Genomic DNA, 26,048 nt, shown 5'->3' with positions numbered 1-26,048 from the left:
GCCGGGACCGCCGGCCGTATCGTGTGAGGGACGTTCGCCGAGTTCGTTGGGCCGCGTGATCTCTGCTTTGACCAGACGCCGGATCGTTACATCGTCCGCTAGCAGGGGGCACCCGGAAATGAGCACGCACCAGCACCATGACCCCAAGGCGGAGGGCTCCGCCATGTTGCACGTATGTCGCAGGAGCGTGCGGAACGGGATGGAACAGGACGGGACGACACGGGATGCGGCGGGATAACGACTCCAAGTCATTCCGGGCAGTTACGGGGTAAGAGCGCGATTCTGCTAAAGGTTTCGCACCGCCCGGCGTGGGTTCGATTTCCGCCGCTTCCATGCAAAACAACCCGCCGCACGAGGAGGTGCGTATCGAAGGCGGGGACCCAGGGCGGATAGGAGACCCGTTGAGGTGAGGGCTGGTGCAGGCCTACGAGCGCTACCTGGCGCTGCTGTCCATGGGCCCCGCCGGCACGGTGGAGGACAAGCTGGCGAAGCTGCGCCCGTAGGAAGGGCGCGCCGGAGCAGCGGCGCTCCGGCGCGCTGGAGGCAGACTACTAGAACGTCGGCAGGCAGCGGTTGAGGGACCAGGCACACCCAGGAACGGCGTTGCACGTCGCCGCCGACCTGTACGCACTGCACGGATCCGAGCTCACCGAGGCAGGCATGGCATCCTGCGCCGGTGCGGCCTCCTGGGTGGACGTGGGATCCTGGCGCTCCTCGGGGAGCATCTCCCCACCACACGCGGTCAGGCCCAGCAGGGCAGCAAGAGCGACGAAGCGACGCATGAACGCCTCCAGCGGAAGGGTGGGCTCCTCGGGACGCCGGGAGCACTGCATACTGTGCCCCAAGACAAAGCAGTCAATCAAGCAAAACAAGATTAACGCGCGGCGTCGCTCCTCGGTACCGGACCCCGGCTCTCCTCCGCCTGGGCTCTTGCAGTTTCGCGTACTTGGCAGTGCCGAAAAAAAGATCGCCCGCCGTGTCGATCTCGCGGAGCCTCGTTCGACGCCACAGTAGAGCCCGGGTTCACACCCCGGGTGGAGACCGTCCGGAAGCCCGGGCCTCAACCTGAAGGAGACGACAATGAAGTTCATGGTGCTGGTGAAGGCGAACAAGGAGAGCGAGGCGGGGGTTCTCCCGAGCCCGGAGATGCTGGCCGCGATGGGCAAGTTCAACGAGGAGCTGGTGAAGGCCGGAGTCATGGTGGCGGGCGAGGGGCTCCACCCCAGCTCCAAGGGCGCGCGCGTCCGGTTCTCGGGCACCAAGCGCACGGTGATCGACGGCCCCTTCGCCGAGACCAAGGAGCTGATCGCTGGCTTTTGGATCTTCCAGGTCAAGTCGAAGGAAGAGGCCATCGAGTGGATCAAGCGCTGCCCCAACCCCCATGTGGGGGAGTCCGAGATCGAGATCCGCCAGATCTTCACGCCGGAGGACTTCGCTCCGAGCGATCCCACGGGCGAGCTCCGGAAGAAGGAGGAGGAGCTCCGCGCGACCGTCGAGTCGCGAAAGCGTTCGTGAGCCCTGGCGCTCGTGTGCCTTGCACGAGCGAGGGGAGATGCTCTAGTCGGTGGCCGTGACGGCTACCGATGTGCATGGAGCGATCCACGCGGTCTGGAGGATCGAATCGGCCCGGTTGATCGCCGGGCTCACGCGGCTCGTGCGAGACGTGGGCCGTGCCGAGGAGCTGGCGCAGGATGCGCTGGTCTCCGCGCTGGAGCGCTGGCCGGAGTCGGGCATCCCGAACAACCCGGGCGCCTGGCTCATGGCCACCGCCAAGCACCGGGCGATCGACGAGCTTCGCCACGGCCAGTTGCTCCAGCGCAAGCACGAGGAGCTCGGTCACGAGCTCGAGGCCCAGCAGGAGCGGCTCACCAAGGATCTCGACGCCGCCATTGACGAGGACATGGGGGATGATCTCCTGCGGCTGGTGTTCATCGCCTGTCACCCGGTGCTCTCGACGGAGGCTCAGGTGGCGCTCACGCTCCGCCTGCTGGGAGGGCTGACGACCGGGGAGATCGCCCGAGCGTTCCTCGTCCCGGAGCCGACGGTGGCTCAGCGAATCGTCCGGGCCAAGCGGACGCTGGCCGAGGCCCACGTCCCCTTCGAGGTTCCCCGCGGAGAGGAGCTCACCGCCCGGCTGTCCTCGGTGCTCCAGGTCCTCTACCTCATCTTCAACGAGGGCTACTCGGCGACGGCGGGGGACGACTGGATGCGGCCGGCGCTGTGTGAGGACGCGCTCCGCCTGGGCCGCATCCTCGCCGAGCTCGTCCTGAAGGAGCCCGAGGTGCACGGGCTCGTGGCGCTGATGGAGATCCAGGCGTCGCGCTCGAGGGCGCGAGTCGATGCGTCGGGAGCGCCCATCCTGTTGCTGGAACAGAGCCGCGCGCTCTGGGACTACATCCTCATCCGCCGAGGGCTCGCGGCGCTGGAGCGAGCCGAGAAGCTGGGCGGCGCCCGGGGCCCGTACACGCTGCAGGCCGCGATCGCCGCCTGTCACGCACGGGCGAGGACGGCGGCGGAGACGGACTGGGCGCGCATCGCGGGGCTCTACGCGGAGCTGGCCGAGGTAACGCCCTCTCCCGTCGTGGAGCTGAACCGCGCGGTGGCGCTCGGCATGGCGTTCGGCCCCGCGGTGGGCCTCGAGCTGGTGGATGAGCTGGTCTCGGAGCCCTCGCTGGAGGGCTACCACCTCCTGCCGGCCGTGCGGGGCGATCTGCTGGCGAAGCTCGGCCGCTTCGACGAGGCCCGCGCGGAGTTCGAGCGCGCGGCCTCCCTCACGCGCAACCTGAGAGAGAGAGAGCTGCTGCTCGCGCGCGCCGCGGACATGGCCGGAAAGCAATGACTCTCCGCGCCATGGAGGATCCGAGCGGCACGGCATGTCCGGGCGAATCATTCTTTTGTCCGTTCGTCTCACGGCCTTGCGCGCGCTGAGGCCCGGTGAGAAACGACTCTCGCCATTCGGCAACACCTGCGAGGGAATACCCATGAGACTGTCTTTGAATGCATCCCGGCTGGCCGTGCTCGCGTGCGGACTGTTCCTGACGAGCACCGGCTGCGGCGATGACCCCAAGCCCCCCGAGCCCCCCACCGGGCCCGCGGACGTGGCGTCGCTCGAGCTGCCCGGAGCGAACTACTACCCCGAGAGCCTCACCAACTCGGCGGATGGCACCCTGTACGTGGGCAGCCTGGGCACGGGCGTCGTGGAGAAGTTCGCGCCGCAGTCCACCACCGCGGTGGACTTCATCCCCGCGGGGACGTTGAAGGGCGTCGCGGGCGTGCTGGCGGATGACTCCACCCAGACGCTGTATGTCTGCAGCGTGGACGTCTCGGGACAGACGGCGACGACCGTGCAGACGTTCGCTCTCGACACGGGCGCGCACAAGGCGACCTACGAGTTCCCCACGCCCGCCTTCTGCAATGACTTCGCGTTCGACGGGCAGCACAACCTGTACGTCGCCGACTCGTATGGCTCCGTGTTCCGGCTCGCCAACGGCGGCACCGCGCTGCAGCAGTGGGCCAAGGATCCGCTGCTCGCTCCGTCCTCGCAGCAGGGCTTCGGGGCGGACGGCATCGCCTGGGATGGCCAGGGCAACATCTACGTGGGCATGGTCACCGACAGCCGGCTGGTGAGGATCCCGATCAACGCCAACGGCAGCGCAGGCACGGTCACCCAGATCAACGTGCCCGGGCTCGCGAACCCCGATGGCATGCGCTCGCTCGATGCGAACACGCTCCTGACCGTCGAGGGAAGCGGGCAGCTGATCAAGATCACCGTGTCGGGGACGAACGGGACTCGCGCCGTCCTCAAGGATGGCCTCAATGAGCCGACGTCGGTCACGGTGTACAAGAACCAGTATTGGATCAGCGAGGGTCAGCTGAGCCACCTGCTGAACCCGGCGTCCGGCCCGGCCCCGACGCCCTTCAAGCTGCAGCGAGTCGTAGCGCCCTGACGGCACGGGGGGCGCCGGTGTCCCTCCGGCGCCCGCCTCCGAGGGGAGGAGCTGGCAGCCATCCGGATGAGGCTCTACGGCGGTCCTTGCCCGGCGAGGGCTTTGCCACTACGACGCCTCCCGCTTTGAGCGCTCTCCCGGACTCCCCGCTCTTCCCCTCCGAGGGGCTCGGCTCACCCGCCGCGCGGCGCAGGGCGAGGGCCGCGTGGCTGATGGCAGGCAGCTATGGCCTGTGGCTCGTGGCGTGGGTGATGGGCACGCCGCTGTTCTCGGGCGCGGACGAGTGGGCTCACTACCTGCGCGCCATGGGAATCCGGGAGGGCCGGCTCGTGGGAGATCGGCTCCCCGAGGACTACGCCTTCCCGGACTTCACCCCGGTCCAGCAGGCCTTCCTCCGGCAGACCTCGCGCCTCATCGACATTCCCGCGGGCATGCTGCCCCAGGGGTACAGCTGCAACGCGTACCAGAGCGAGCAGTCCGCTGGCTGTACCAACCAGGGCGGCGCTGTCCCGGAGCCTCGGCGGGGGGCCACCGTCACCGGAGCGTATCCACCGGCCTTCTACCTGCTCCCGGCCCTGGCCATGCTCCCGGCTCACGGCCCCACGTCGGCGCTCCTGCTCGCGCGGCTGGCCAACGCGCTCACGTGCGCGCTGCTGCTGGGGCTGGCGCTGCGGGCGCTCGCGGAGAGCCGGTGGCCCGCGCCGTCCTTGGCAGCCTTCGCCGTGGCGCTGACTCCCATGGGGCTGGCCACGATGGCCGCGCTCAGTCCCAGCGGTCCGGAGATCGCCGCCGGGCTCACCTTCGCCGTGGGGCTCTACCGGCTGGCGGCTCGACGGGGTGGGGGAGCGTGGACCTGGGCCGCCTGTATTGCCGGAGGCGTGGCGCTCTCGCTGGCGCGCGCCCTGGGAGTGGCCTGGGTGGTGTTGCTGCTGGGGTGCTTTGTCGTCCTGCTCGGCAGGGTGGGGCTGCTCCAACTCGCGCGGAGCGAGCGCCGCCGGGTGCTCTGGGCGGGAGGGCTGTTGCTGGGAGCGCTGATCCTCAGCCGTCTCTGGGAGGCGTCCCAGGGAGCCAGGGTGCCGGTGACGCTGCTGCCGGGGATGAAGGCCTGGCGCGAGGCCTTCAAGTACTACCCGGACTGGCTGCGCGAGCAGGTGGGCATCTTCCAGTACCTGGACTCGGAGATGCCGGCGTGGGCCTACCCGGCCTGGGGAGTGCTGGTGGCCGCGCTGGTGGCGTGGCGGTGGCCTCGGCTCGCGCGTGCGTGGCGCTGGCGTGCGGGCGTGCTGGCACTGGGCATCCTCGCCGTGCCGCTGGGGCTGTACGCCATGCTGGTGCGCAACTCCGAGTTCTGGCTCCAGGGGCGTTACGTGCTGCCGCTCACGTGCGCGCTGCCGCTGCTCTTCGGAGTGGGAGCCTCGCAGCCCGAGCGCGAAGAGCCAGCGCGAGCGCAGGGCTTCTATGTGGCCCTGGCCGCGGGGGCGGGGGTGATTCAGGCGGTGGGGTGGTACTCCAACGCTCGCCGCTCAGCGGTGGGCATCCGAGGCCCCTGGTTCTTCCTCACGAGCGCCGAGTGGCAGCCGCCGCTGGGCTGGTGGCCCTGGTGCGCGCTTGTGCTGGTGTGCGCGGTGGCCCTGCCGCTATGCGTGGGGCTGTCGAGCTTGGAGGAGAGAAGTCACAGGTCCTGACGCTGTTGCAGGCGATGTGCGCCTTGCTGCTGTAAGGGTCACTTTTTTCACACTGCGTGATCCAGTAAACCTGAATTCCTTCAATACACCGGAAAACAGCTCTGGCTCCCCAAGGGAGAGGACCATGCGGATTCTGGTGACACTGCTCGCGGCAGGGCTGGTGCTCGCTTCGTGCGAGCAGCCCTCGCTCGAGCGCGCGAGTGAGGCGGAAGCCCCGCCTCGATGAAGACGGCGAAGGCCTTCGTCGCGGGGAGCCGGCTCCTGAAGAGCCAGAAGGCGTCGCCGGGCCGGTACATCGTCGTGCTGGACGAGAAGGCCATGGCCGGAGCGCATGCGGGGCTGCTGGCCCGGCAGCTCTCGGAGCTCCATGGAGCCGCGGTGGAGCACGTCTACTCCCAGGCGCTCCACGGCTTCTCCGCGAAGATGACGGAGGCGGCGGCGCTCAAGCTCAGCAACGATCCGCGCGTGCGCTACGTGGAGGAGGACAGCGAGGTCACCGCCCAGAGTGTGCAGCAGTACCCGCCGTCCTGGGGACTGGACCGTATTGATCAGCCGGGGACGGCGCTGAACCAGTCGTACAGCTACAGCGCCACCGGCAAAGGGGTCCACGTCTACGTGCTCGACACGGCCATTCGCCTGACGCACTCGGACTTCCCGCCAATCACGTGAAGCCGGCGGTGGTCAACATGAGCCTGAGCTACGCCTATGGGGAGGCGCTGAACGAGGCGATCGCCCGCTCCACCAACGCCGGGGTCTTCTACGTGCTCTCGGCGGGCAACGGGAACACGAACGCGTGCTACCAGCTTCCTCCCCGGACGCCTTCGTCGCCGCTGGTGGTCGCGGCGTCCACGCAGAACACGGGCTTGGACCTGCGGGCCAGCTTCTCCAACTACGGGCCGTGCGTGGACCTCTTCGCGCCGGGCCAGAGCATCTATACGGACTATTCGAACAGCGACAACGGGTGGTGCTCGATCGATGGCACCTCGGCCGCGAGCGCGCACGTGGCGGGGGCGGCGGCCCTCATCCTGGAGCGCCACCCGCAGATGACGCCCGAGCAGGTGAAGGCGGAGATCCTCCGTCAGGCGACCCCGGCGATTGCCTATCCCCCCACCGACACGACGAACCTGCTCTTGTACACGCAGAGCTGCAACGGCAGTGATGTGACGGTGCCGCAGGTCGTCCTCACGGCGCCCTCGGCGGGCGCGACGCTGAGCGGCACGGTGACCCTGAGCGCCACGGCGTCGGATGACTCGGGTTCTCCCGCGGTGGAGTTCTTCCTGGGCGACCGGATGATCGGCTCGGTCTCCGCGCCGCCCTACCAGCTGGCCTGGGACACCAGCACCGCCAGCAACGGCCCGGCGGTGCTCAGCGCCAGGGCGTACGACACCCACTGCAACCAGGCGGCGAGCGCCTCGGTGAGCGTGACGATCCAGAACGCGGGGAACGCGACGTATGACGCCACGCTGGGCGCGCCCTCCTGCGCGGAGGTGGGCAGCTCGTGCGACTCGGTGGGGCTGCTGGCGGGGCGGGGGAGCGTGGGCCCCGAGCTGCACGCGCCCAACACGGTGGGCGGCTCGTGCGCGGATGGGACGGATGGCACGTATCGCGCCAGCCCCTCGCTGGAGCGGCTCGTCGTCACCCGGAGCGATGGCGCGCCGTTCTCTCCAGGCAAGGAGGTGACGGTCCAGGCCACCGTCTCCGCGAGCACGAACTTCGCTCAGGAGGCGCTGGAGCTCTACGTGGCACCAGACGTGAGCAACCCCACGTGGACGCTCATCGGCACGCAGACGCCCGGCGATGTCGGCTCCCACGTCCTCTCGACCACGTACCTGCTGCCGGCGAGCGGGCGGAACATCCTCCGAGGCGTGTACCGCTCGGGAGCGGGGAACAACTCCGCCTGCGTGCCGGGCGCGCTCAACGACCATGACGATCTGGTCATCGCGGTGGGGCCGCAGGAGGTGGACGCCGAGCCGCCCAGCGTGAGCATCACCAGCCCCGTGGAGGGCGCGACGGTGGGGGGCCGGGTCTACATCCAGATGACGGCGAGCGACAACTTCGGCGTGCAGCGCGTGGAGCTGTACGACGGCGACACGCTGATCTCGACCAGCTCCCACGCGCCCTGCTACGCGCTCTGGGACAGCTGGCTGCAGCCCAACGGCCCCCATACCTTCACCGCGCGGGCGTACGACGCGGCGGGGCACCTCACCCTCTCGGCTCCGGTGCACATCACCGGCGTGGGGATGGTCTGGGGGGCCTGAGGCGTCATCAGCCGAGCTTGTAGCGCTTGAGCTTCTCGTAGAGGGTCCGCAGGCCGATGCCCAGCTTCTCGGCGGCCTCGCGGCGGTTGCCTCCAACGCTGTCCAGGGCCTGGACGATGGCGCGCCGCTCCAGCTCGTCGAGCGTCACTCCATCGACCGCCGCGGGAGCGGGCTCGGCGGCGGGAGCGGTGGCCCGGCCCGGCTCCATCAACAGGTGCCGGGGCTCCAGGGTGTCGCCGTCGGCGAGGATGGCGGCGCGCTCCAGCACGTTGGCGAGCTCTCGGATGTTGCCCGTCCACCGTCCCCCGAGCAGCGCCCGCCGAGCCGCCTCCGACAGCTTCAGCACCGGCCGCTTCAGCTCATGGCAGGCGCGCGCCAGCAGCACCTCCGCCAGCGGGAGGATGTCGCCGGGCCGGTCTCTCAGCGCGGGCAGCTGCACCGGGAACACCGACAGGCGGTGGTAGAGATCCTCGCGGAACGAGCCCTGGCTGATCTGTCCGCGCAAGTCGCGGTGAGTCGCGGCGATCCACCGCACATCCACCTCGAGCGTCCGGGTGCCCCCCACGCGCTCGAAGGCGCGCTCCTGCAGCACGCGCAGCAGCCGGGCTTGCAGCGCCGGCTTGAGCTCGCCCACCTCGTCCAGGAAGAACGTGCCGCCATCGGCCAGCTCGATGCGCCCGCGCTTGCGCTCCGTGGCCCCCGTGAAGGCCCCCTTCTCGTGGCCGAAGAGCTCGCTCTCCAGCAGGTTCTCGGACAGGGTGGCGCAGTTGATGGCCACGAAGGGGCCCTTGGCCCGGTCGCTCATCCGGTGGATGGCGCGCGCCGCCACCTCCTTGCCCGTGCCGCTCTCGCCCAGCAGCAGCACCGTGGCGTGGGTGCGCGCCACCTTCTTCAGCGCCTCCACCACCGGCTGCATGGCCGGATCCCCGTAGCTCAGCACCGGCTGGTCCATGGTGGCGCGGGAGACCTCCGCGTGGTCCCTCAGCTTGCGCCGCTCCAGCGCCCGCGCCGCCAACAGCCGCAGCTCGGCCGGGCCGCTCACCGGCTTCTGGATGAAGTCGAACGCTCCCAGCTTCATCGCCTGCACCGCCAGCTCCACGTTGCCGTGCGCCGTCAGGACGATGAACTCCACCTCGGGCTGCTCGGCCTGGACCTTCTGCAAGAGCTGCATCCCGTCCATCCCCGGCATGCGCAGGTCCGTGAGCACCAGGTCAAAGCTCTTGGCTCGCAGGCGCTGGAGGGCCTCCTCCCCGCCCGGCGCTTCTTCAATCTGATGGCCATCCAGCTCGAGGCTCTCGGCCAGGAAGCTGCGGACACCCTCTTCATCGTCCACCACCAGGATGCGACCCATGGAAAGAACCTCCTGCCTGGCGGCGCTCGCTCAGGCCGTCAGGGGAATGCGCACGCGGAACAAGGCCCCACCCTGCGGGTGGTTACTGGCCTGGATGCTGCCGCCGTGGAGCTCCACCACGCGCCGGGCCACCGCCAGCCCCAGCCCGTTGCCCAGCGGGCGGTTGGTATGGAACGGCTCGAAGATGGCCGCCTCCTGCCCGGCGGGGATGCCCGTGCCCACATCCCTCACCTCGTAGAGCAGCGCCTTCTCCTCGGTGGCGATGCGCGCGAACACCGGGGCGCCCACCGGCGAGGCCTGCACCGCGTTGCGCAGCAGGTTGCTGAGCACCTGCTGCATGCGCGCGCCATCCAGCGACCAGGTGGTGGGCGCGGCGAGCGTGTCCAGCTCGATGCGCCGGGGGTCCACCTCCTCGGCCGCGGCGCGGACGATGGCCACTGGATCCGTCTGCTCCCGGTGGATGGAGCCCGTGCGCACGAAGGCGAGCAGGCTGCTGGTGAGATCCTCCAGCCGCAGCGCCTCCTTCACCACGCGCTCGGCCTTGGTGCGGGAGCGGCCCTCGGGCAGCGCCTCCGCCAACAGCTGCGCGTGGCCCTTGAGCGAGGCCAGCGGGTTGCGCAGCTCGTGCGCGAGCACCGCGGACATCTCCCCCAGCGTGGCCAGGTGCCGCTCGCGGGCCAGGTGGTGCTCCAGCGCCTCGCGCCGCTTCAGCCAGCGGAACGCGACGGCCGCGGCCAGCAGCAGCGCGAACGCCACCCCCCCGCTGATGAGCACCGAGCGGCGGGAGCCGGACACGAGCTCCCGCGCCATCAGGGGCTCGAACTCGAGCACCAGGGGAGGCAGATCCCTCGGGTGCCGGCCCGGAGGGGGAGGCGGGGGCGCCCTGGAGGGCGGTGGGCCTCCTGGGAAAGCTCCGGGCCCCGGTGGGAACGCGTTGGCCGGAGGCGGGCCCGGGGGCGGACCCGGGGGCGGCTCGTGGGGTGGGGGAGGCGGCACGCGAACCACCATCCGAATCCGCGAGCCCACCTCCGTCAGGCGGGTCTCCGGCTCCTGACCCGGGGCGATGAACTCCGCGCGAGCAGGACCGCCCAAGGCCGTCCCGGCTTCGGCGAAGTCCTGGGGCGCCAGCACGGCGATGTAGCGCAGGCCCTGGTCCTGGAACAGGGCGAGCAGCTTCGCCGGGTCTCGGGCGTGGGGATTGTCGGTCTCGTGGATCGACTGCCGGATCGCGTCGATCAACAGCTGGCCCTGGCCGCGGATGAGGGTCCAGGCGATCTCGTGCACGCGCGAGTGGCTCGACCACGCGGAGAGCACCATGCCGCTGCCCATGAGGAGCGCGGTGATGAGAATTCCCCAGCGTGACCACCGCATCAGGCGCACGGGATCGCCGAGACGCATGGGCTCCATCCTACCACCCTCCGCCTTCTTCCCCGGCGGGCAGGGGGCCACTGGGGCCGAGAGGCTTCTTCATGGCGTGGCGCTCCGAGCGAGGGAGCCCGGCTGTCCGGGCCGGGATGCCCTCTCCCAGAGCAATGCGCGTTCCAGCGGGCCCTCATGCCATGAAGCCGAGTGTTTTCCGGGGGTTCCCAGCAGCGCGCGGGGGGGGGGTCCGGCGCGCGCTGCGGAATCCGCAGTCCCGGTGGTGCGGGATGAGCACGCTGCTGCCCGGGGACAGGAGCGTGCGGGGGCGCTCAGCGCTCGGCGGTCTTCCCCATGGGCGGGCCCTTGAGGACCACCTTGCGCCCGAAGGCCGAGTCCACGCGGCCGAGGAAGTCCCGGAACGCCGCGTAGTCGTCCGCCTTGACGCGGGCCGAGGTCATCGCCACCTCGCCCTCGGCGATGAGCTTGTCACCCTCCTGGCGGTAGGTGAGCCGCACCCGGCCCCAGGACTGCTGCTCCTCCATGACGGGCGGCAGCTCCGCCACCGTGTAGCCGGCGGGCAGCGTGTAGCGCAGGGTGAACTGGTTCATCCACGGGCCCTGCAGCACCAAGTCAAACCGGCGCTCCACCAGCGTGGCGTAGGCCTGCTGGTAGGTGCGGCCCGTGCCAAAGGGCAGGAAGCGCAGCGCCCCACCCGGCAGCACCTCTGAGTAGCGGGGGATGGCCATCTTGAAGCCCACCTGCACGTCATCATCCAGGAGCGTGGTGTCGTTGAGCGTCACCTCGTTCACCGTGAGGCCCGGGAAGCTCTGCGCCCAGGCGCGCTCGAAGGTGGACTTGCGCGTGGCGGTGGTGCGGTAGGCCCGGCGGTACTCGGGCGCCGTCTGGCCCGTCACCGTGCTGGCCCCCGTCACCTCGGCCGAGCCGTCCGGCTTGAGCGTCACGTCCATGCTCAGCTTGGTGAGGTTGTCCTCGGCGTTGGCCTCGGGGGTGACCATGAAGGTGCTCTTGCCCTGCTCCATGTCGACGATGAGGACGTTGGCCCGGTGGTCCGCGCTGGGCAGCTCGTGCGAGTTGTGGAACTCGGCCGTGCCGTCCAGGAAGAGCTGGTACTTGGGCACGTAGACGATGGCGTGGTTGAAGGCGGCCAGGCTCGGCACGTCCTCGGTGAGGTTGCCCAGGTTGCGCATGCGCAAGAGCACCATGCGGCTGTCCACCCCGGCCAGCTTCAGCATGGCGTGGATGAGGCTCGCCTTGTCCTTGCAGTCGCCGAAGCGCCGGGAGAGCACCTGATCCACCCGGTAGGGCTTGTAGCCGTGGATGCCGAACTCCAGCGCCACGTAGCGCGTGTTCGTCACCACGAAGTTGTAGATGGCGCTGATGACGGCCTTGTCATTCTTGCGGTCCACGTTCTTCAGCACCTCCTCCACGGTGCGGCGCAGCTCGTCGTTGGGCGTGAGCTGATCCCTCACCAGGCCCCACCAGTAGTGGCTGAGCTGCTCCCACGTCTTGTACGTGGAGACGTGCAGCGGCACGGCGACCTCGGCCCAGCCCGGCATGCCCGGCTCGGCCACCACCTTGGGGATGTTCTTCTCCGCGAAGCGATAGACGACGCGCCCGCCGTCCAGCTCCTCCTGCGTGGCCTTCACCCCCGCCAGCTTCGCGGAGTTGGAGTACAGGGGGCGCTCCTTCGGCATGTCCACCATGAACTGGAAGAGCAGCTTCGGGTAGATGCCCTGGATGTTCTCCACCTGCCCGAAGTAGTCCGACAGCAGGTTGTCCTGCGCGGTGTCCTCGATCCGGTACTGCAGCTCCAGCACGTCCCCCGGCGCCAGCGCGGGGAAGTTCAGCATCTTCGCGCGGGCGTCGTAGTACATGCCCGTCCACGGCTCGTTGATGTTGCGCTCGCTGTCGCCGTAGCTGTCCACGATGGAGCCGTCCGGCTTGGTGACGCGGGCGCGCATGATGTACACCTCCTGGCGATCCGGCGAGTACGCCACCGGCTGCGTCCGGAAGTCCTCCACGCCGCGCTGGTTGAGCACCTTCACCACCAGCTGGTGCTGCTCGCTGGTGAGGCCGTTCTTCTGGACGCGCACGTAGGTGCTGTCCACCAGGTAGACGGCGTCCTCGTTGGGGTAGGCGTCGGCCTCCTTGAAGTACGGCGCCGCGTCCACCAGGAAGCGCGCGCCGGCGTTGCCGGACTCACCCTTGAGGGTGCGCACCGCCTCCTTGAGCGACGGGTTCTGCGGCCGCAGCGCCAGCGAGCGCTCCATGGCGGCCATGGCCTGCTCCCTGCGGCCCGCGGTCAGCAGCGCCCGGCCCTCGCGCTCGTACACCTCGGGCTCGTCCGGCGAGAGCGCCCGCGCCTCGGCGAAGTTGGCCACCGCCGCGTCGAGCTGCCCGTTGGAGGCGCGCAGCTCCGCCAGCCGCACGCGAGACTCGTTGTCGAAGGGGTTGAGGGCCAGCTGCGCGGTGTACTCCTTGGCGGCTGCCTCCACCTGCCCCACGTCCGCCAGCTGCGAGGCCAGCACGCGGCGGCTGGGCCCATCGTCGTAGCGCAGCGCCAGCGCCACGCGCAGCCGATCCAGCACCTCCTGGGTGCGCTCCAGCTTGCGCGAGGAGGCGGCCGCGGCGCGCACCACGCCGGGAATGCGCGGCATGCGGCGGAACGCGTCCTCCACCATCACCTGGGCGCGGGCGTTCTCCCCCAGCGACTCGTAGGCGCGGGCCAGCGTCACCCACGCCGAGCCCAGCTCCGGCGTCTTCTCCACCACGGGCTGCAGCAGCGGGAGCACCCGGTCGGGGTGGCTGCGATCCAGCTCGTACTCGGCCAGCTCCAGGCGCGCCTCGGCCGAGTCCGGCGCCGCCTTGAGCGCGGCCTCCAGGTACTGGTGCTTCAGGTTCTGGTCCTCGCGCTCGTTGGCGGCGGCCAGCAGCTGCAGGCTCGCGTCGTTCGGAGCCGCCTTGGCCGCGCGCTCGGCCTCCACCGTGGCGGTGTGCTCGCGCTCGTCATAGGCGCGGAAGAAGGAGAGCACCAGGGCGTAGTCGCCGCGCAGCGCGGCATCGTCCGGCTTCTTCTCCACCAGCGCCTTCAGCGCCGAGGTGACGGTGGGCAGCGGCTGCGGCGAGGGGGCCGGGCCCTTCTCCAGGGCGGGCGGCGTGGCCGGCAGGGTGACTCGCGCCGTGCCTCGGCCCATGGCCTCCTGGCGCAGGTAGAAGCCCAGCGGACCGGACTCCTGGCACACCTTGAGGAGCACGCGGTTGAGCCCCTTGCGCAGCTTCACCGCCACGCGCGTCTGGTCCGGCCGGGGCAGGTTGTAGTGGTCCTCCTTCGCCGCCGGCTGCCCGTTCACCCACAGCCGGAAGCCGCCCGAGGTGCCCACGCCCAGCGCCACCTGCGTCTCCGCGGGCGCCTCCAGCCACGTCAGCGCGTACGCCACCGCCTCCTTGTTGGGGCGCACCGCGGCCGCCAGGTCCACGTACCCGTCCGTCGGGGCCACGGCCAGCTTGCGCCAGCTCACCTCGCGGCCCTTGGCGCCGGCGAACTTCGCGGAGAGATCCACCGTGGCCGCCTCGGGGCCGAAGTCGGTGTCACACCCGCTCTTGCCCTCGTTCTCGAAGCCGCCCACGACGTAGAAGTCGTTGATGAAGCCCAGCGAGTGCGCCAGCTCGGTGGAGTGCACCATGCGGCCGCGGCTGCGCTCCACGTCCATCAGCAGCAGGGTGGCCGTGGTGCGCGTGCCGGGATCGGCGTTGCGCTTGCCGGCGAGCTCCGCGTAGGTGGAGGCCAGCGGGGTGATGTCCTCCAGCTCATCCTCCAGCCCATGCAGGCGGATGAGGGAGGCGGTGCCCCGAGGCGACGAGGCCAGCTCGAGGGCCTGCGCGGCATATTGGTTCGCTGCCTCGGTGGGGCCCGCGGGCTTGGCGAGAACCAGCAGGGGGCAGGTGAGCACGAAGACTGCGGCGAGCCTTGTGAAACGCGACATCCGTCGTATCCCTCGTCCTTCGGTAGGGTGGGCCATGCAGACCCCCTGGTGGGGGGTGACGCCGATGAACAGGCGCCAAGCGGAGCGCCTTCCCCTGCATGCGGCCTCGGACGGCGATCAGGCAACCGAAAACGCCACCGAGCGTGAAAAACAAGTCGCCCCGGGACACTTCTCCCCCCAAGAGGGAGCCGCGTCAGCCGGGGCGTGAGGGTGAGGCAGCGCGCCTGCCTCTAAGGAGGGGGAGCGAGCGGGCTCAGACGGACCGGAGGTTCCGGGGGCCGGAGGGCTCGGACGGCAAATCCGCGATGGCGGCGAACTCCTCGGCCGCGAGCAGCTCGGAGGAAGACAGGAGGCGGTCCACGTCCAGCAGCAGGACGAGCCCGTCTCCATGGCGGCCCATGCCGGCGATGAAGGAGTCCATGGGGCTGGTGGTGCCGAAGGAGGGCGCCGCTACCACATCCCGCGCGCCCAGGTGCACCTGCTGGCCCACCGCGTCAGCCGTCAGGCCCAGGAGCATGGGCTGGCCGTCGCGCTGGACTTCCACGATGAAGATGACGGTGCGCGCGGCGGTGGAGCGGAACGCCTGCCCCAGCCGCGAGCCGAGATCCACCACCGGTACGGGCTTGCCCTCCACGGCAATGGCCCCGCGCATGAAGCGAGGAGCGGCGGCCACATGGGTGACGGCCACGTCCCGGAGGACCTCGTGGACACAACTCTCGGGAACGGCGTAGTGCTCCCCTCCCAGCATGAAGGTGGAGTACCGCTCTGCCTGTCCCGGAACCAGCGCCAGTGCCATAAAGGTCACCTCTGCGGAGTGGGGGGGATGATGACCGACCTCAGAACAGTGAGGCTGTGAAAATGTATACTCCATGGAATCTCAGGAAACAAGTAAAACTCACAGGCCACACCCGCCCCGTGCACTCCACACGTCAGGTGTCAGCTCTCTGAGGTGGGCAGAGGTAGTTCACCCGTGAGCTGCCGGCGTGGGGAGGTGAGGCCATGGGACAGGCCGGGCCTCAGGAGCCGAGGCTGTAGGCGCGAGCGATGGTGAGCACCTCGATGTGAGCGGCGCCGGCGTCGCGCAGGGCGGTGGCGGCGGCGCGGGTGGTGGCGCCGGTGGTGAAGACATCATCAATGAGGAGCAGGGACTGGCCGGCGACGGAGGGCGAGGCGATGAAGGCCTCGGAGACGTTGCGGGCGCGCTCGGCTTCGGAGAGGCCCACCTGGCGCTGGGTCTCGCGAGTCCGGGAGAGCAGGCCCACGGGGGCCCGGGAGCCGGTGGTCTTCGCGAGCGCTCCGGCCAGCAACTGGGTCTGATCATACTGGCGCTCGCGGAAGCGGCGGGAGTGCAGCGGGAGCGCGACGAGCAGCGCGGGGGCATGGCGGAGGAAGGCGCGGGCCTCGTGGGCGAGCAGCTCACCGAGAGGCTCCGCCAGCTCGGGGTGATCCTCATACTTGAAGCGGTGGATGGCGCGGGACACGGGGCCTTCGTGAGCGAAGGGCGCCCAGGCGCGAGCGAAGGGAGGCGGGTGGAGCTGGCACCGGGGGCACTCGCCGGAGGGAAAACGTCCGGGCTCGGCGCAGGTGCGGCAGCAGGCGGGAGGGACGCGCTCCACGGCGGTGTCGCACGTCTCACAGAAGAAGGCGCGCACGGGCAGCACCTGCGCGCAGGCGAGGCACGCGGGCGGGTAGAGCAGCTCCAGCAGCCCGCGGAAGAACGAAGCGCTTGAGGAAGGCATGGCGGGCCGGTGAAGCATTTCACGGGCCAGTGCCCTCCCGGGTCCATCCCGAGCTTGCGACAGCGGACCGGACACGGAGGCCTGGCGGTCGCACCGTCTCAGTTCGTGGATGAACCCTCGTGCCTTGTGGACGCTGCTGGCTGGGTGGGAGCCCCGTGGCGGGTGTACCCATGGGTATGGGCAGCGAGCTTGCTGTGGCCCTGGGGTTCACCTTGATGCCGGCCTGGCTCGTGGCGAACTTGGGCGCCGCGGCACGGCAGGTGGGGAAGGGGGCACACGGTGAGGCGATGGGCGAGTGGTCGGTCAGGCCTCAGCAGCGCATGCGGAGTGCTCACGTGCTTGCTGCTGAACGCATGTGAGCCAGCGACTCAGACGGAGGTGTGGCACTCCGGCGTGCAGCTCCCTCCACGAGTGGAGCTCCCACCCGAGGCGCAGAGCCCTCAAGAGGCGCCCGCGCCTCCGGAGCCCACCGGCAAGAGCTGGTACGTGAGTCCGAAGGGTTCGGATGGTGGGAAGGGCACACTCGATTCACCGCTGCGCACCATCAGCCGAGCCGTGGCGCTCGCCAGCCCCGGGGATGCCATCCGGGTGCTGCCCGGGGTGTACGCCGAGCAACTCCTGCTGAGCTCCCGAGGCACCAGCGCCGATGCCATCCTCCTGCGCGGCGAGGGCTCTCCGCGCCCCAGGCTCGTCCCAGGTGACAGGACCCGGAGCACGCTCGTCCACGTGCAAGGGCGCTGGCGCGTGGAGAACCTGGAGCTCGACGTCGACGGCGCTCCGATGATCGCCATCGCCTTCGAGACCGGCTCCAGCCACGCCGCCCTGGCCGACAGCGAGCTGCACGGCGGAACAGGCGGCGCGGGAGTGCTCGTGGAGGGTGGCCAGGACATCACCCTCCAGAACAACACCATCCACCACTTCATCCGCTCCGGAGAGGACTCGCACGGCGTGGCGGTGGTGGGCCCGTCGCGGAACATCATCCTCCGGGACAACGACATCCATCACAACTCGGGCGACTCGATTCAGTGCCAGGAGGGTTCTGCTCCCGCGGACACCGTGCTCATCGAGGACAACAAGCTCCACGAGGAGGGAGAGAACGGCGTGGACATCAAGCGGTGCCGCAACATCACCGTGCGCTACAACGTCCTCTCCGACTTCCCCAACACCTCTGTGCGCGCGCCGGGCTCTTCGGCGGGCGAGGCGGTGGTCATCCACGATGCCGCGCAGGGCGTCGCCATCCAGGGCAACACCATCCTGCGCGCGGGCCGAGGCGTCTCCGTGGTGGACACGCCCGCCGAGAACCTGTGGGTGGAGGCCAACGTCATCGAGGACATCCGCAACTTCCCCGAGGGCAACGGCCAGGGCATCCGCATCGCCAGCGCCAAGAACGTGGTGGTGGCGGACAACCGCATCGTCGGCACCGCCAGCTACGGGCTGATGCTGGCCGCGGATGGCCAGCTCGTCACCGGGCTCACGGTGAGGAACAACGCCCTGCAGGGGGGCTCGCAGCCGCTCTTGCTCCGGTTGGGGCGAGACTCCTTCCACCCGGGCATCATCCTTCAGGAGAACCACTACCTCCACGGCGGCGTCCTGAAGGCCGATGGCGTGCAGGACAAGCTCACCGGCATCAACGCGGGCTACCGGGTGGAGTTCTCCGGAGAGCAGCTCCCGCTGTCCTCCCCGGAGAAGCTCGACGTGTGGCGGCAGGTGCTCCAGGTGGATCAAGGCTCCGGGCTGCTGCAGTAGGCCTCGCCGCCTCGGTCCGGACTCAGAGCAGGCCCTGGCGGTTCATCTCCTTGGGCTGCGCCAGCCCCATCACCTTGCAGAGCGTGGGGGCGATGTCCGCCAGCACTCCGGGGCGCAGCTTCTGGCCTCGGAAGTCCGGGTGGATCAAATAGAAGGGCACCGGGTTGAGCGTGTGCGCGGTATGCGGCTCGCCGGTGATGGGGTCCTTCATCAGCTCGCAGTTGCCGTGGTCGGCGGAGATGGCCAGCACCCAGCCGTTGCGCTGGCACGCGGCGCCCAGATGCCCCAGGCACTCGTCCACCGCCTTTACCGCCTGGATGGCCGCGTCCAGCTTGCCGCTGTGGCCCACCATGTCCGGGTTGGCGAGGTTCACCAGCGCGAAGTCGTACTTGCCCGAGTCGATGCGCTTGACCAGCTCGGCCGTCACCTCGCGCGCTGCCATCTCCGGCTTCAAGTCGTACGTCTTCACGTCGCGCGGCGAGGGCACCATGTACCGCTCCTCGCCGGGGAACACCACCTCGCGGCCGCCGTTGAAGAAGAACGTCACGTGCGCGTACTTCTCGGTCTCCGCGGTGCGGAACTGCTTGAGGCCCTGCTCGGCCAGCAGCTGCGGGAAGATCTCCTGCGGCTGCTCCGGCCCGTAGGCCACCGGCAGATCAAACGTCTCGTCGTACTGGGTCATGCACAGGTAGCGCCCGAGCACGAGCCCGCCCCGATCGAACTCCTTGAAGTCCGGGTAGGCCAGCGCACGCGTCATCTCGCGGGCCCGGTCCGCGCGGAAGTTGAAGAACATCACCACGTCCCCGTCGCGGATGCGGCCCACGGGAGTCCCATCGCCGTGGGTGATGACGGTGGGGTGGACGAACTCGTCGGTCACCTTCTCCGCGTACGAGGCGCGGATGGCGGACAGCGCGTCGGGGGCCTTGGGGCCCTGGCCCAACACCAGGCAGTCATAGGCGAGCTTGACGCGATCCCACCGCTTGTCCCGGTCCATGCCGTAGTAGCGCCCGCCCACGGTGGCGATGCGCGCGGCGCGGGTCTCCTGGAGGAAGCGCTCCAGCTCCTCCACGTAGCCCAGGCCGCTCTGGGGCGGAGTGTCTCGCCCGTCGAGGAAGGCGTGGATGTAGACCTGGGGCAGGCCGCGATCTCTCGCCGCTCTCAGCAGGCAGTAGAGGTGCTCCATGGACGAGTGCACGCCGCCCGGAGACACCAGCCCCAGCAGGTGGAACGCCTTGCCGTCCGCCTTGGCCTTGTCCATGGCCGCGCGGATGACGGGGTTGTTGCCCAGCTCTCCGGACTCGCAGGCCCGGTTGATGCGCACCAGATCCTGGTAGACGATCCGGCCGGCGCCGATGTTGGTGTGGCCGACCTCGGAGTTGCCCATCTGCCCCTCCGGCAGGCCCACGGCCAGGCCGGAGGTCTGTAGCTCGGTGAAGGGGTAGCCGTTGGAGATCTTGTCGAGGTTGGGGGTGCCGGCGATGAGGATCGCGTTGTCCTCGCGCTCCTTGCGGATGCCCCAACCATCCAGGATGCAGAGCAGGACCTTGTGCGCTGGTTTCATGGGCAGAAAGCTAACCAGTTAGACGCCGAGGAGGAGGGAAAAGTGCGGGGCCTCGGCCGCGTGGTCGTCCGGTGGACGGCGAGGCTTCCCCCTCATTGGGAAGAGGAGACGAAGCCTGATGCAGCGATCCCGGGCGGAGCCTGGGGCTCGGTGATAAGAGCCCGCCTGTCTCGAGCGAATTCCCACCGCTGTGCTCTCTCCGCTGGCTGGAGCCTCCATGTCTCGCTTCTTCCGTGCCGTCTCTACCTTGGCGCTCGCCGGGCTCCTCACCCGCTGCGCGACCTCTTCAGGCGCGGGCGGGACGGCCGCTGCCGGTGATGCCGTGCCGCTGCGCTTCGCGTGGCCGGAGGGGCTCACGGTGCAGGTGTCCTCCACCGACACGACGACCCAGAGCGAGCAGGCTCCGGAGCACTCGGAGCTGAGCTACCAGCTTCGGCTGGAAGGGAAGGGCGAGGAGCGGAAGCTGATCACCGAGGAGATGAAGCCGACGGCTCCCGCGGCCACTCCCGAGGAGGGACCGCCACCGCCGACGCCCGCGATGGTGCTGGGGCCCCAGGGAGAGCTGCGTCGCATCGAGGGCATCGATCAGGTCGTCCAGCAGATGGCCCAGGAGGCCGAGAGCCAGGGCCTCCCCCAGGAGCAGCAGGCGCAGATCACCAAGCTGGTGCGTGACGCGCTGGAGCAGGCGACGCGGTTGCGGTGGGAGGTGCTGGTGGGGAAGTGGAACGGGCTCGTCTTGAAGCCGGGAGAGGCCGTCGAGCGGAAGGGCCAGACGACGGTGCCGCTCTTTGGGAGCAACGTGGCCACCGTGGAGCACGTGTCCCTGAAGGAGCACGTACCCTGCACCGAGGGCGCGAAGGAGAAGCGCTGCGTGCGGCTGGTGCTGGAGTCCTCGATCGATCAGGCGGGGCTGGCGCAGGCGACGGACCAGCTGCTGGGTAAGGTGAAGGCCGTCATGAAGGCGAACATGGGCCTCGAGGATCAGGCGCTTCCTGAGCTGAAGGTGACGAAGCTACGGCTCGACAGCACGCTGGAGTTCATCGCCGAGCCGGAGACGCTCGTGCCCCACCGCCAGCGCACCGTGACGAGCTCCCAGGTGGAGTTGCAGGAGCCCGACGCAGACCCGAAGAACTTCGACATCCAAAGCGAGCGGGTCGAGACCTTCACGCCCGCGGGCCACTGACACGGCGCTGAGTCTCCTCAGGGGTGGGGCTTCCAGGGACTTGGCAGATCGAACTCGAACCCCGCGATGCCCAACACGGCATACGAGTGATAGCCGGCCCGCGGAGCGAAGACGACCACCGCCGGGCCTGCCTTGAGCCGGCCCATGCCGAGCTCCAGCTCCGCGCCGGCCCACGCGCCTCCTCCATAGCCGCCCGAGGACGGGTGGAACTCGCCGCGCAGTTGCACGAAGGGCCGGAAGAGCGCCTCGTGGGGCGATAGGAGGTGGAACTGCGCCAGCGTCAGCAGGCCCATGGACTCGCCCAACGACACGCCCAGGCCCAGGTCCACGTTCCGGGAGACGTCGTACGTCGCGCTCAGCTCCGCTCCCGCGCGCCGCGCCACCCCATCCAGCACGCCGGCGACTCCCAGGTGGAAGTTCGGCAGCTCCGCGCTGGGGGGCGGCTTGGGCTTCGAGACCGAGACTTCTGGCTCGAGCCGTGAGGCTGGGGCTATTGGCTCGGCCGCTGGGTCTTGCGCGAAGGCGGGGGATGTGAGGCCCAGCGTGAGCGCGAGGACTCCGCTTGGAGAGAGGTTCTTCACGGGCGCACCTCCGAGCGGCGCAGGGCGAGCAGCCCCAGCAGGATCAGGGCGAAGAAGGCGGAGCCCTCGGGGGCCGAGCCACAGCCGCAGGCCCAGCCGATATGCCCGCGGGCGTCCGTGCTGCACGTGCCATGCTCACAGAAAGCTCCGGCCGCGCATTGATTGTCCGCCGTGCAATGCGTGGGACAGGCGCCTCCTGAGCCGTCGCAGACGTAGGGCGCGCAGACGGGCTCGCCCGGCGTCCCTTGTGCCAGCGCCTTGCAGGTGCCGAGCGAGCCCGACACGCCGCACGACTCGCAACTGCCGTCGCACCGGGTGTTGCAGCACACGCCGTCGGCGCAGAAGCCCGACTGGCACTGACTGGCCTCAGTGCAGGGTTGACCTGGGGGCTGCGGCTCCTGGCACTTGTCGTTGATACACAATGCGGGCGCCCGGCACTGCTGGTTGGTGGTGCACGCTGGCGGGCAGCTCGGGCTGAGTCCGCTGCAGAGGTACGCACCGCAGACCTCCTCCGGGGTACCGGCTGGCACATTGCTGCAAGTGCCGACACTGACGCCGAGGTTGCAGGCGTCGCATGCATTACCGCACGCGCTGTTGCAGCACACGCCATCGACGCAGAAGCCCGACTGGCACTGATTGGTCGCGTCGCACGGCTGCCCATTGGGGTTCTTGGTCCGACAGGCGCCGTTGAGGCAGTAGTAGCCGCTCTCACACATCAAGTCACTGGTGCAGACGGGTGGGCAGCTGGTGCCAGTGCCGTTGCATACGAAGTGATTGGGGCACGTAGGCATCCCAGGAGTGCCTAGGGGCAGCGGGGTACACGTGCCCGAGGAGTTCGAGAGGTTGCAGGCGTCGCACGCGCCAGCGCAGGCGCTGTTGCAGCACACGCCATCGACGCAGAAGTTGGACTGGCACTGGTTGGCTCCGTCGCAGGAGTGCCCATTGGGGTTCTTGAGCAGACAGGCGCCGCTGAGGCAGTAGTAGCCGCTCTCGCAGGTGGTGTCGTTGGCACAGAGCGTGGGACAGTCCGCGGATGTGCCACTGCACACGAAGTGATTGGGGCACACGGGATTGCCTGGCGAGCCAAGGGACATGTTGGTGCAGGTGCCAGGGGTGGTCAGGTTGCAGGCATCACAGGCACCGGAGCAGGCGGAATTGCAGCAGACGCCATCCACGCAGAAGGCGGATTGGCACTGGTTGGCGCCGCCGCAGGTCTGCCCATTGGGCTTCTTCAGTTGGCAGGTTCCGCTGAGGCAGTAGTAGCCACTCTCGCACCAGGCATCGCTGGCACAGACTGTAGGACAGTCCGCGGACGTGCCACTGCACACCAGGTGGTTCTGGCACGCGGGATTGCCCGGAGTGCTGACGGGCACGGTGGTACACGTGCCAGGAGCGGACGGCAGATTGCAGGCATCGCAGGCTTTGTCGCAGGCGGTATTGCAGCAGACGCCATCGACGCAGAGCTTCGAGGCGCACAGCCCATTGCCCGTGCAAGCAGCCCCATTGGGGAGCGCGTCGTGGATTTCAGAGGTGTTGAGCACGGTGACCGACGAGTCGCCGCCCCCTGCCACCAACGTGCGGCCGAGCGCTGTCCTCACCTGGACATGGCCTCGCCGAGCCACGTTGAGCGGATTGTCGGTTGACCAAATATTTGTCACCGGATCATAGATGAGCGTGAGGTTGGTGGACACATCACCGCTAGCGGTAGTGAACGCACCGCCAGCGAGCATGACGCGGCTATTGCTGATGAGAGTCATGTGGGTATCCCAAAGAGTTCTTGGGGCACCCATCTCGCGGAAGGCTGACCAGGAGTTGGAGGGGATGTCATACACCTCGCTCTGGGTCGTTGAAGTGCTCCCAGCGACGAGTACGCGGGTGCCCCCTGCAAGTAAGATGCTCGAGTGGGACGAGCGAGTTCTCTGCATGTCGGGGCCCCGGCTCCAGGTGAGATCAGTGTTGAGGATCTCAGTGCTGCTCAATTCGCCCACGCAGGGGCCATTGCAGCACGTTCCAAGACCTCCAGTGACCAACACACGGCCATCGGGCAACAGGGTGGTAGCATGCTGCACGCGGCCTGTGGACATGGCCGTAGGCATCAGTCGGACGGTGTTTGCCTGCGGGTCGTAGAGTTCGGCGGCCGTGAGGCGGTCGATGCAGGTACCGTTATTGTACTGCCCCCCGATGATGGCGACGTTGCCGTCGGGAAGCGTGACGACGCCTGGAAATTCTATGGCCAACGGCAGTTGTTTTGTCGGACTCCAGGCCCCGGTGGTGGGGTCGTACCACTCCAGTGTCAGCCCGGCCGCTGAACCGTACCCTCCCACAGCTACCGCCCGCGGGGAGCTTCTGGTGGTGAAGATCATGCCAAAGTCGGCACGCGGCCATGTCATTGAGCCAGTGGGAGACCAAGTGCCCGTCATCTCATCATAGAGTTCGGCACTGTTGAGAACGGTAAGTGGGCTGTAGGTGGAGATGCCGCCGGCCATCAGGATGCGCCCGTTATTAAGGAGCACTGCCTGAGCCATCGCGCGGGGCGACACCATGTTTCCCACGGTGATAGTCCAAGTCGGATCGAAGACGGCGGGATAGAGCGCTTGAGTGTCGTCCCAGTCAAAGACAACGCGGCAGTGGGAATTCCCCGGCGCAGTGACGGGTCGGCCCCATGGCGTGGCGGGATTCCGGTCGGCGGCGCACCCCTCAAGTTCCACGCGCACGTCGTGCCATTGGCTGTCCGCGCCGAGAAGGTGCGCGGGGCCGACTCGCAGTCGCGGGGCTCCGCTGGCATCCATGAATTCCAGGACTCCCGACACCAGCCGCAACCCCGACACGCCTTGCGCCAGCTCCACCTCGTACGAGACGCGAGGCTGCTCGGGGCGTGTGGGGAAGGAGATGAAGTCCTCGACTTGATCGGCGGAGGGCCGCTGGAAGAAATCGAAGCCCTGGAGGGCGCCTCGGAAGAAGAGCAGCCCCTTCGCTGACTCCGCGGTGACCAGCTGAGCGTGCTCGAGGCGCTGGCGAATCGTCATCCCCGAGGCCTCCTCGGTGAGGCTCGTGAAGCCGGTGGCGTTCACGGGCAGCTCGAGCCTGGCGCGCGGCGCATCCTCGTGGGGCGCATCAACAAGGATGCGAGTGCCACTGCGCGAGAAGCGCACGTCGGGTTGCGCGAGCCAGGACAGCGTCGCGCGTTCAGAGAGCTGCGTCAGGCGCGAGCGAGCCGTCGAGGTCTCGGGCACCTCATCATCAGGTGGCTCGGTACGGCAGGCCATACACAGGAACAAACCGCCGAGCGCTGCCGCGAATCGCATCCGCGCAGGCATGGCCCATCCGATGAAGGGCTCCATGGCAGCTGGCGGGGTTCCACCCAGTGACGGGGGCATCAGGACATCCTTTCCAGGTACGGAAACGACGGTACCGGCGATGTCCTCCAGGCCACATTCCACTCAGGGAGAAGCGGCGTTCACTCGCGTGACGGTTTCAGGTGCGCGCCTCCGCGCGTCTTGTAGGTGAGCACCGGGGCCAGCGTGGCCACCACTCGCACGAGCCCCGCCTCCACCAGATCCGTCACCACGCGGTCGATGGCCTTGTACGCGGGCGGTGCCTCCTCGAAGAGGAGATCGCGGTCCTCGCAGATGACGTGGCTCTTGAACGAAGTACGGGTGAGGGACTCGGCGCTGAAGCGCTCGCGCATCCGCTCACGAGCGGCGGTGCGGTTCCACTTGCGGCCCGCGCCGTGCGCCAGGCTGTGCGCGCTCGCGGAGCCCTCTCCCACCGGAAGGACCAGATAGCTCAGCGCGCCGCGGCTGCCCGGAATCACCACGGGCCCCTGGTCCGAGGGCGCCGCGCCCTTGCGATGCAGCCAGCAGGTACAACCGTCCACGTCTCGCGAGGTGACGCTGTTGTGGCAGACGTCCAGGACTCGCCGGCCGCTGGCGCCGATGCCGTCCAGCATCCTCTGGGCGATGAGGGCTCGGTTGGCGCGGCCCCAGGCCACCGCGTGGTCGTGCCGCCTCAGGTACGCCTTCGCCTCGCTCGAGTCCTCCGCCAGCCCATCGGCTCCGTGTCGATCCACATGGGCCCGGAGCGTCGCCTCGCCCAACCCGCGGGAGCCGGAGTGGACGAGCAACAGCAGCCGGTCCTCCCTCAGCTTCAGTGACGCGAAGATCTCCGCGTCGTGCACCTGCTCCACCCGCTGCACCTCCGCGAAGTGGTTGCCTCCGCCCACCGTGCCCAGCGCCAGCTCGAAGCCCGAAGGGGGGACGCCTTGCTCCTCGAGGAAGGCCGTCGCGTCGCCCTCCCACGGTCCGTCCAGATCCAGCCTCGCCGCCCACCGCTCCGGCTTCGCCTTGCGCGTTGGCAGGTCCACGTCCCACAGCCCCATGCCACAGCCGATGTCGTTGCCGACCAGGAAGGGATAGAGGAAGCCCTCGGAGGCGAGCGCGGCGCCCACCGGTGCTCCCTTGCCAGGATGGAGATCCGGCAGCCCCACCGCGAGCCGCATGCCGGGAAATCGAGCCACTGCTTCAAGCTGGCGGACGGCCTCGCCTTCGACCCAGGACTGCGAGGAGGCGATGATTCGGACTCGGGCACTCGGGCCATTCGGGGTAGGCGAGATCATCATGGGCGCGCAGGAC

The 26,048-nt window shown here is 69.0% G+C and carries 18 protein-coding genes; 8 read left to right on the top strand and 10 right to left on the bottom strand.

The annotated features are described in order from the left end of the window. Positions 1-551 precede the first annotated feature (551 nt). The gene (locus ACJ8AT_RS25360) at positions 552-782 is read right to left on the bottom strand and encodes a hypothetical protein (protein ID WP_407740428.1); all 231 of its coding nucleotides are present in this window, start codon (positions 780-782) and stop codon (positions 552-554) included. A gap of 298 nt (positions 783-1,080) precedes the next feature. Between ACJ8AT_RS25360 and ACJ8AT_RS25355 the strand changes: the two genes are divergently transcribed. The 6 genes from ACJ8AT_RS25355 to ACJ8AT_RS25330 all read left to right on the top strand — a co-directional run bounded on the left by ACJ8AT_RS25355 (position 1,081) and on the right by ACJ8AT_RS25330 (position 7,890). Then, complete coding sequence (locus tag ACJ8AT_RS25355; RefSeq protein ID WP_407740427.1) at positions 1,081-1,515, top strand: YciI family protein; 435 nt, start codon at positions 1,081-1,083, stop codon at positions 1,513-1,515. 55 nt (positions 1,516-1,570) lie between these two features. Next, positions 1,571-2,839, top strand: coding sequence for an RNA polymerase sigma factor (locus ACJ8AT_RS25350; protein ID WP_407740426.1), 1,269 nt, complete (start codon positions 1,571-1,573; stop codon positions 2,837-2,839). 142 nt (positions 2,840-2,981) lie between these two features. Next, complete coding sequence (locus tag ACJ8AT_RS25345) at positions 2,982-3,947, top strand: hypothetical protein (protein WP_407740425.1); 966 nt, start codon at positions 2,982-2,984, stop codon at positions 3,945-3,947. Positions 3,948-4,072: 125 nt separating this feature from the next. Beyond that, complete coding sequence (locus ACJ8AT_RS25340) at positions 4,073-5,632, top strand: DUF2142 domain-containing protein (protein ID WP_407740424.1); 1,560 nt, start codon at positions 4,073-4,075, stop codon at positions 5,630-5,632. Between the two features lie 222 nt (positions 5,633-5,854). Then, the gene (locus ACJ8AT_RS25335; protein WP_407740423.1) at positions 5,855-6,301 is read left to right on the top strand and encodes a S8 family serine peptidase; all 447 of its coding nucleotides are present in this window, start codon (positions 5,855-5,857) and stop codon (positions 6,299-6,301) included. Next, positions 6,298-7,890, top strand: coding sequence for an Ig-like domain-containing protein (locus ACJ8AT_RS25330; protein WP_407740422.1), 1,593 nt, complete (start codon positions 6,298-6,300; stop codon positions 7,888-7,890). The genes ACJ8AT_RS25335 and ACJ8AT_RS25330 overlap by 4 nt, the downstream gene beginning before the upstream one ends. A 7-nt stretch (positions 7,891-7,897) precedes the next feature. Here ACJ8AT_RS25330 and ACJ8AT_RS25325 read toward each other — a convergent pair whose 3' ends face one another. The 5 genes from ACJ8AT_RS25325 to ACJ8AT_RS25305 all read right to left on the bottom strand — a co-directional run bounded on the left by ACJ8AT_RS25325 (position 7,898) and on the right by ACJ8AT_RS25305 (position 16,346). Next, positions 7,898-9,241, bottom strand: a complete 1,344-nt coding sequence (locus ACJ8AT_RS25325; protein ID WP_407740421.1) for a sigma-54-dependent transcriptional regulator — start codon at positions 9,239-9,241, stop codon at positions 7,898-7,900. Positions 9,242-9,271: 30 nt separating this feature from the next. Further along, positions 9,272-10,639, bottom strand: coding sequence for a sensor histidine kinase (locus ACJ8AT_RS25320; protein WP_407740420.1), 1,368 nt, complete (start codon positions 10,637-10,639; stop codon positions 9,272-9,274). 293 nt (positions 10,640-10,932) lie between these two features. Next, a complete protein-coding gene (locus ACJ8AT_RS25315; protein WP_407740419.1) occupies positions 10,933-14,607 on the bottom strand; it encodes a DUF3857 domain-containing protein in 3,675 nt (1,224 codons plus the stop codon). Between the two features lie 253 nt (positions 14,608-14,860). Continuing rightward, positions 14,861-15,403 carry a chemotaxis protein CheW gene (locus tag ACJ8AT_RS25310; protein WP_407740418.1) on the bottom strand — a complete coding sequence of 181 codons (543 nt, stop codon included), beginning with the start codon at positions 15,401-15,403 and terminating at the stop codon, positions 14,861-14,863. Positions 15,404-15,623: 220 nt separating this feature from the next. Further along, entirely contained in the window at positions 15,624-16,346 is a 723-nt protein-coding gene (locus ACJ8AT_RS25305; protein ID WP_407740417.1) for a double zinc ribbon domain-containing protein, read from the bottom strand. A gap of 393 nt (positions 16,347-16,739) precedes the next feature. Between ACJ8AT_RS25305 and ACJ8AT_RS25300 the strand changes: the two genes are divergently transcribed. Further along, entirely contained in the window at positions 16,740-18,092 is a 1,353-nt protein-coding gene (locus ACJ8AT_RS25300) for a nitrous oxide reductase family maturation protein NosD (protein ID WP_407740416.1), read from the top strand. A 22-nt stretch (positions 18,093-18,114) separates the two neighbouring features. On the opposite strand, the gene gpmI is transcribed toward ACJ8AT_RS25300, so the two are convergent. Next, the gene (gene gpmI, locus ACJ8AT_RS25295) at positions 18,115-19,653 is read right to left on the bottom strand and encodes a 2,3-bisphosphoglycerate-independent phosphoglycerate mutase (RefSeq protein ID WP_407740415.1); all 1,539 of its coding nucleotides are present in this window, start codon (positions 19,651-19,653) and stop codon (positions 18,115-18,117) included. A 217-nt stretch (positions 19,654-19,870) separates the two neighbouring features. On the opposite strand from gpmI, the gene ACJ8AT_RS25290 reads away from it, so the two are divergent. Beyond that, entirely contained in the window at positions 19,871-20,836 is a 966-nt protein-coding gene (locus ACJ8AT_RS25290) for a hypothetical protein (protein ID WP_407740414.1), read from the top strand. A gap of 17 nt (positions 20,837-20,853) precedes the next feature. Here ACJ8AT_RS25290 and ACJ8AT_RS25285 read toward each other — a convergent pair whose 3' ends face one another. The 3 genes from ACJ8AT_RS25285 to ACJ8AT_RS25275 all read right to left on the bottom strand — a co-directional run bounded on the left by ACJ8AT_RS25285 (position 20,854) and on the right by ACJ8AT_RS25275 (position 26,035). Next, positions 20,854-21,417, bottom strand: a complete 564-nt coding sequence (locus ACJ8AT_RS25285; protein ID WP_407740413.1) for a hypothetical protein — start codon at positions 21,415-21,417, stop codon at positions 20,854-20,856. Next, positions 21,414-24,758, bottom strand: a complete 3,345-nt coding sequence (locus ACJ8AT_RS25280) for a hypothetical protein (protein ID WP_407740412.1) — start codon at positions 24,756-24,758, stop codon at positions 21,414-21,416. Before ACJ8AT_RS25280 ends, ACJ8AT_RS25285 begins: the two co-directional genes overlap by 4 nt. A 116-nt stretch (positions 24,759-24,874) precedes the next feature. Next, positions 24,875-26,035 (bottom strand): RNA ligase RtcB family protein, encoded by a 1,161-nt coding sequence (locus ACJ8AT_RS25275; RefSeq protein WP_407740411.1) that lies wholly within the window; start codon positions 26,033-26,035, stop codon positions 24,875-24,877. Between the last annotated feature and the right edge of the window lie 13 nt (positions 26,036-26,048).

The organism is Hyalangium sp. (assembly GCF_045802625.1).
GTDB lineage: Bacteria > Myxococcota > Myxococcia > Myxococcales > Myxococcaceae > Hyalangium.
The sequence above is the reverse complement of the archived record's forward strand: the minus strand, read 5'-3'. Positions and strand labels throughout refer to the sequence as shown.

What these genes read in the sequence shown, in the direction of transcription:
- ACJ8AT_RS25360 (WP_407740428.1), bottom strand. Translation starts at nt 782, where the DNA reads ATGCGTCGCTTCGTCGCTCTTGCTGCCCTGCTGGGCCTGACCGCGTGT.
- ACJ8AT_RS25355 (WP_407740427.1), top strand. Translation starts at nt 1,081, where the DNA reads ATGAAGTTCATGGTGCTGGTGAAGGCGAACAAGGAGAGCGAGGCGGGG.
- ACJ8AT_RS25345 (WP_407740425.1), top strand. Translation starts at nt 2,982, where the DNA reads ATGAGACTGTCTTTGAATGCATCCCGGCTGGCCGTGCTCGCGTGCGGA.
- ACJ8AT_RS25335 (WP_407740423.1), top strand. Translation starts at nt 5,855, where the DNA reads ATGAAGACGGCGAAGGCCTTCGTCGCGGGGAGCCGGCTCCTGAAGAGC.
- ACJ8AT_RS25325 (WP_407740421.1), bottom strand. Translation starts at nt 9,241, where the DNA reads ATGGGTCGCATCCTGGTGGTGGACGATGAAGAGGGTGTCCGCAGCTTC.
- ACJ8AT_RS25320 (WP_407740420.1), bottom strand. Translation starts at nt 10,639, where the DNA reads ATGCGTCTCGGCGATCCCGTGCGCCTGATGCGGTGGTCACGCTGGGGA.
- ACJ8AT_RS25315 (WP_407740419.1), bottom strand. Translation starts at nt 14,607, where the DNA reads ATGTCGCGTTTCACAAGGCTCGCCGCAGTCTTCGTGCTCACCTGCCCC.
- ACJ8AT_RS25310 (WP_407740418.1), bottom strand. Translation starts at nt 15,403, where the DNA reads ATGGCACTGGCGCTGGTTCCGGGACAGGCAGAGCGGTACTCCACCTTC.
- ACJ8AT_RS25305 (WP_407740417.1), bottom strand. Translation starts at nt 16,346, where the DNA reads ATGCCTTCCTCAAGCGCTTCGTTCTTCCGCGGGCTGCTGGAGCTGCTC.
- gpmI (WP_407740415.1), bottom strand. Translation starts at nt 19,653, where the DNA reads ATGAAACCAGCGCACAAGGTCCTGCTCTGCATCCTGGATGGTTGGGGC.
- ACJ8AT_RS25290 (WP_407740414.1), top strand. Translation starts at nt 19,871, where the DNA reads ATGTCTCGCTTCTTCCGTGCCGTCTCTACCTTGGCGCTCGCCGGGCTC.
- ACJ8AT_RS25280 (WP_407740412.1), bottom strand. Translation starts at nt 24,758, where the DNA reads ATGGAGCCCTTCATCGGATGGGCCATGCCTGCGCGGATGCGATTCGCG.
- ACJ8AT_RS25275 (WP_407740411.1), bottom strand. Translation starts at nt 26,035, where the DNA reads ATGATGATCTCGCCTACCCCGAATGGCCCGAGTGCCCGAGTCCGAATC.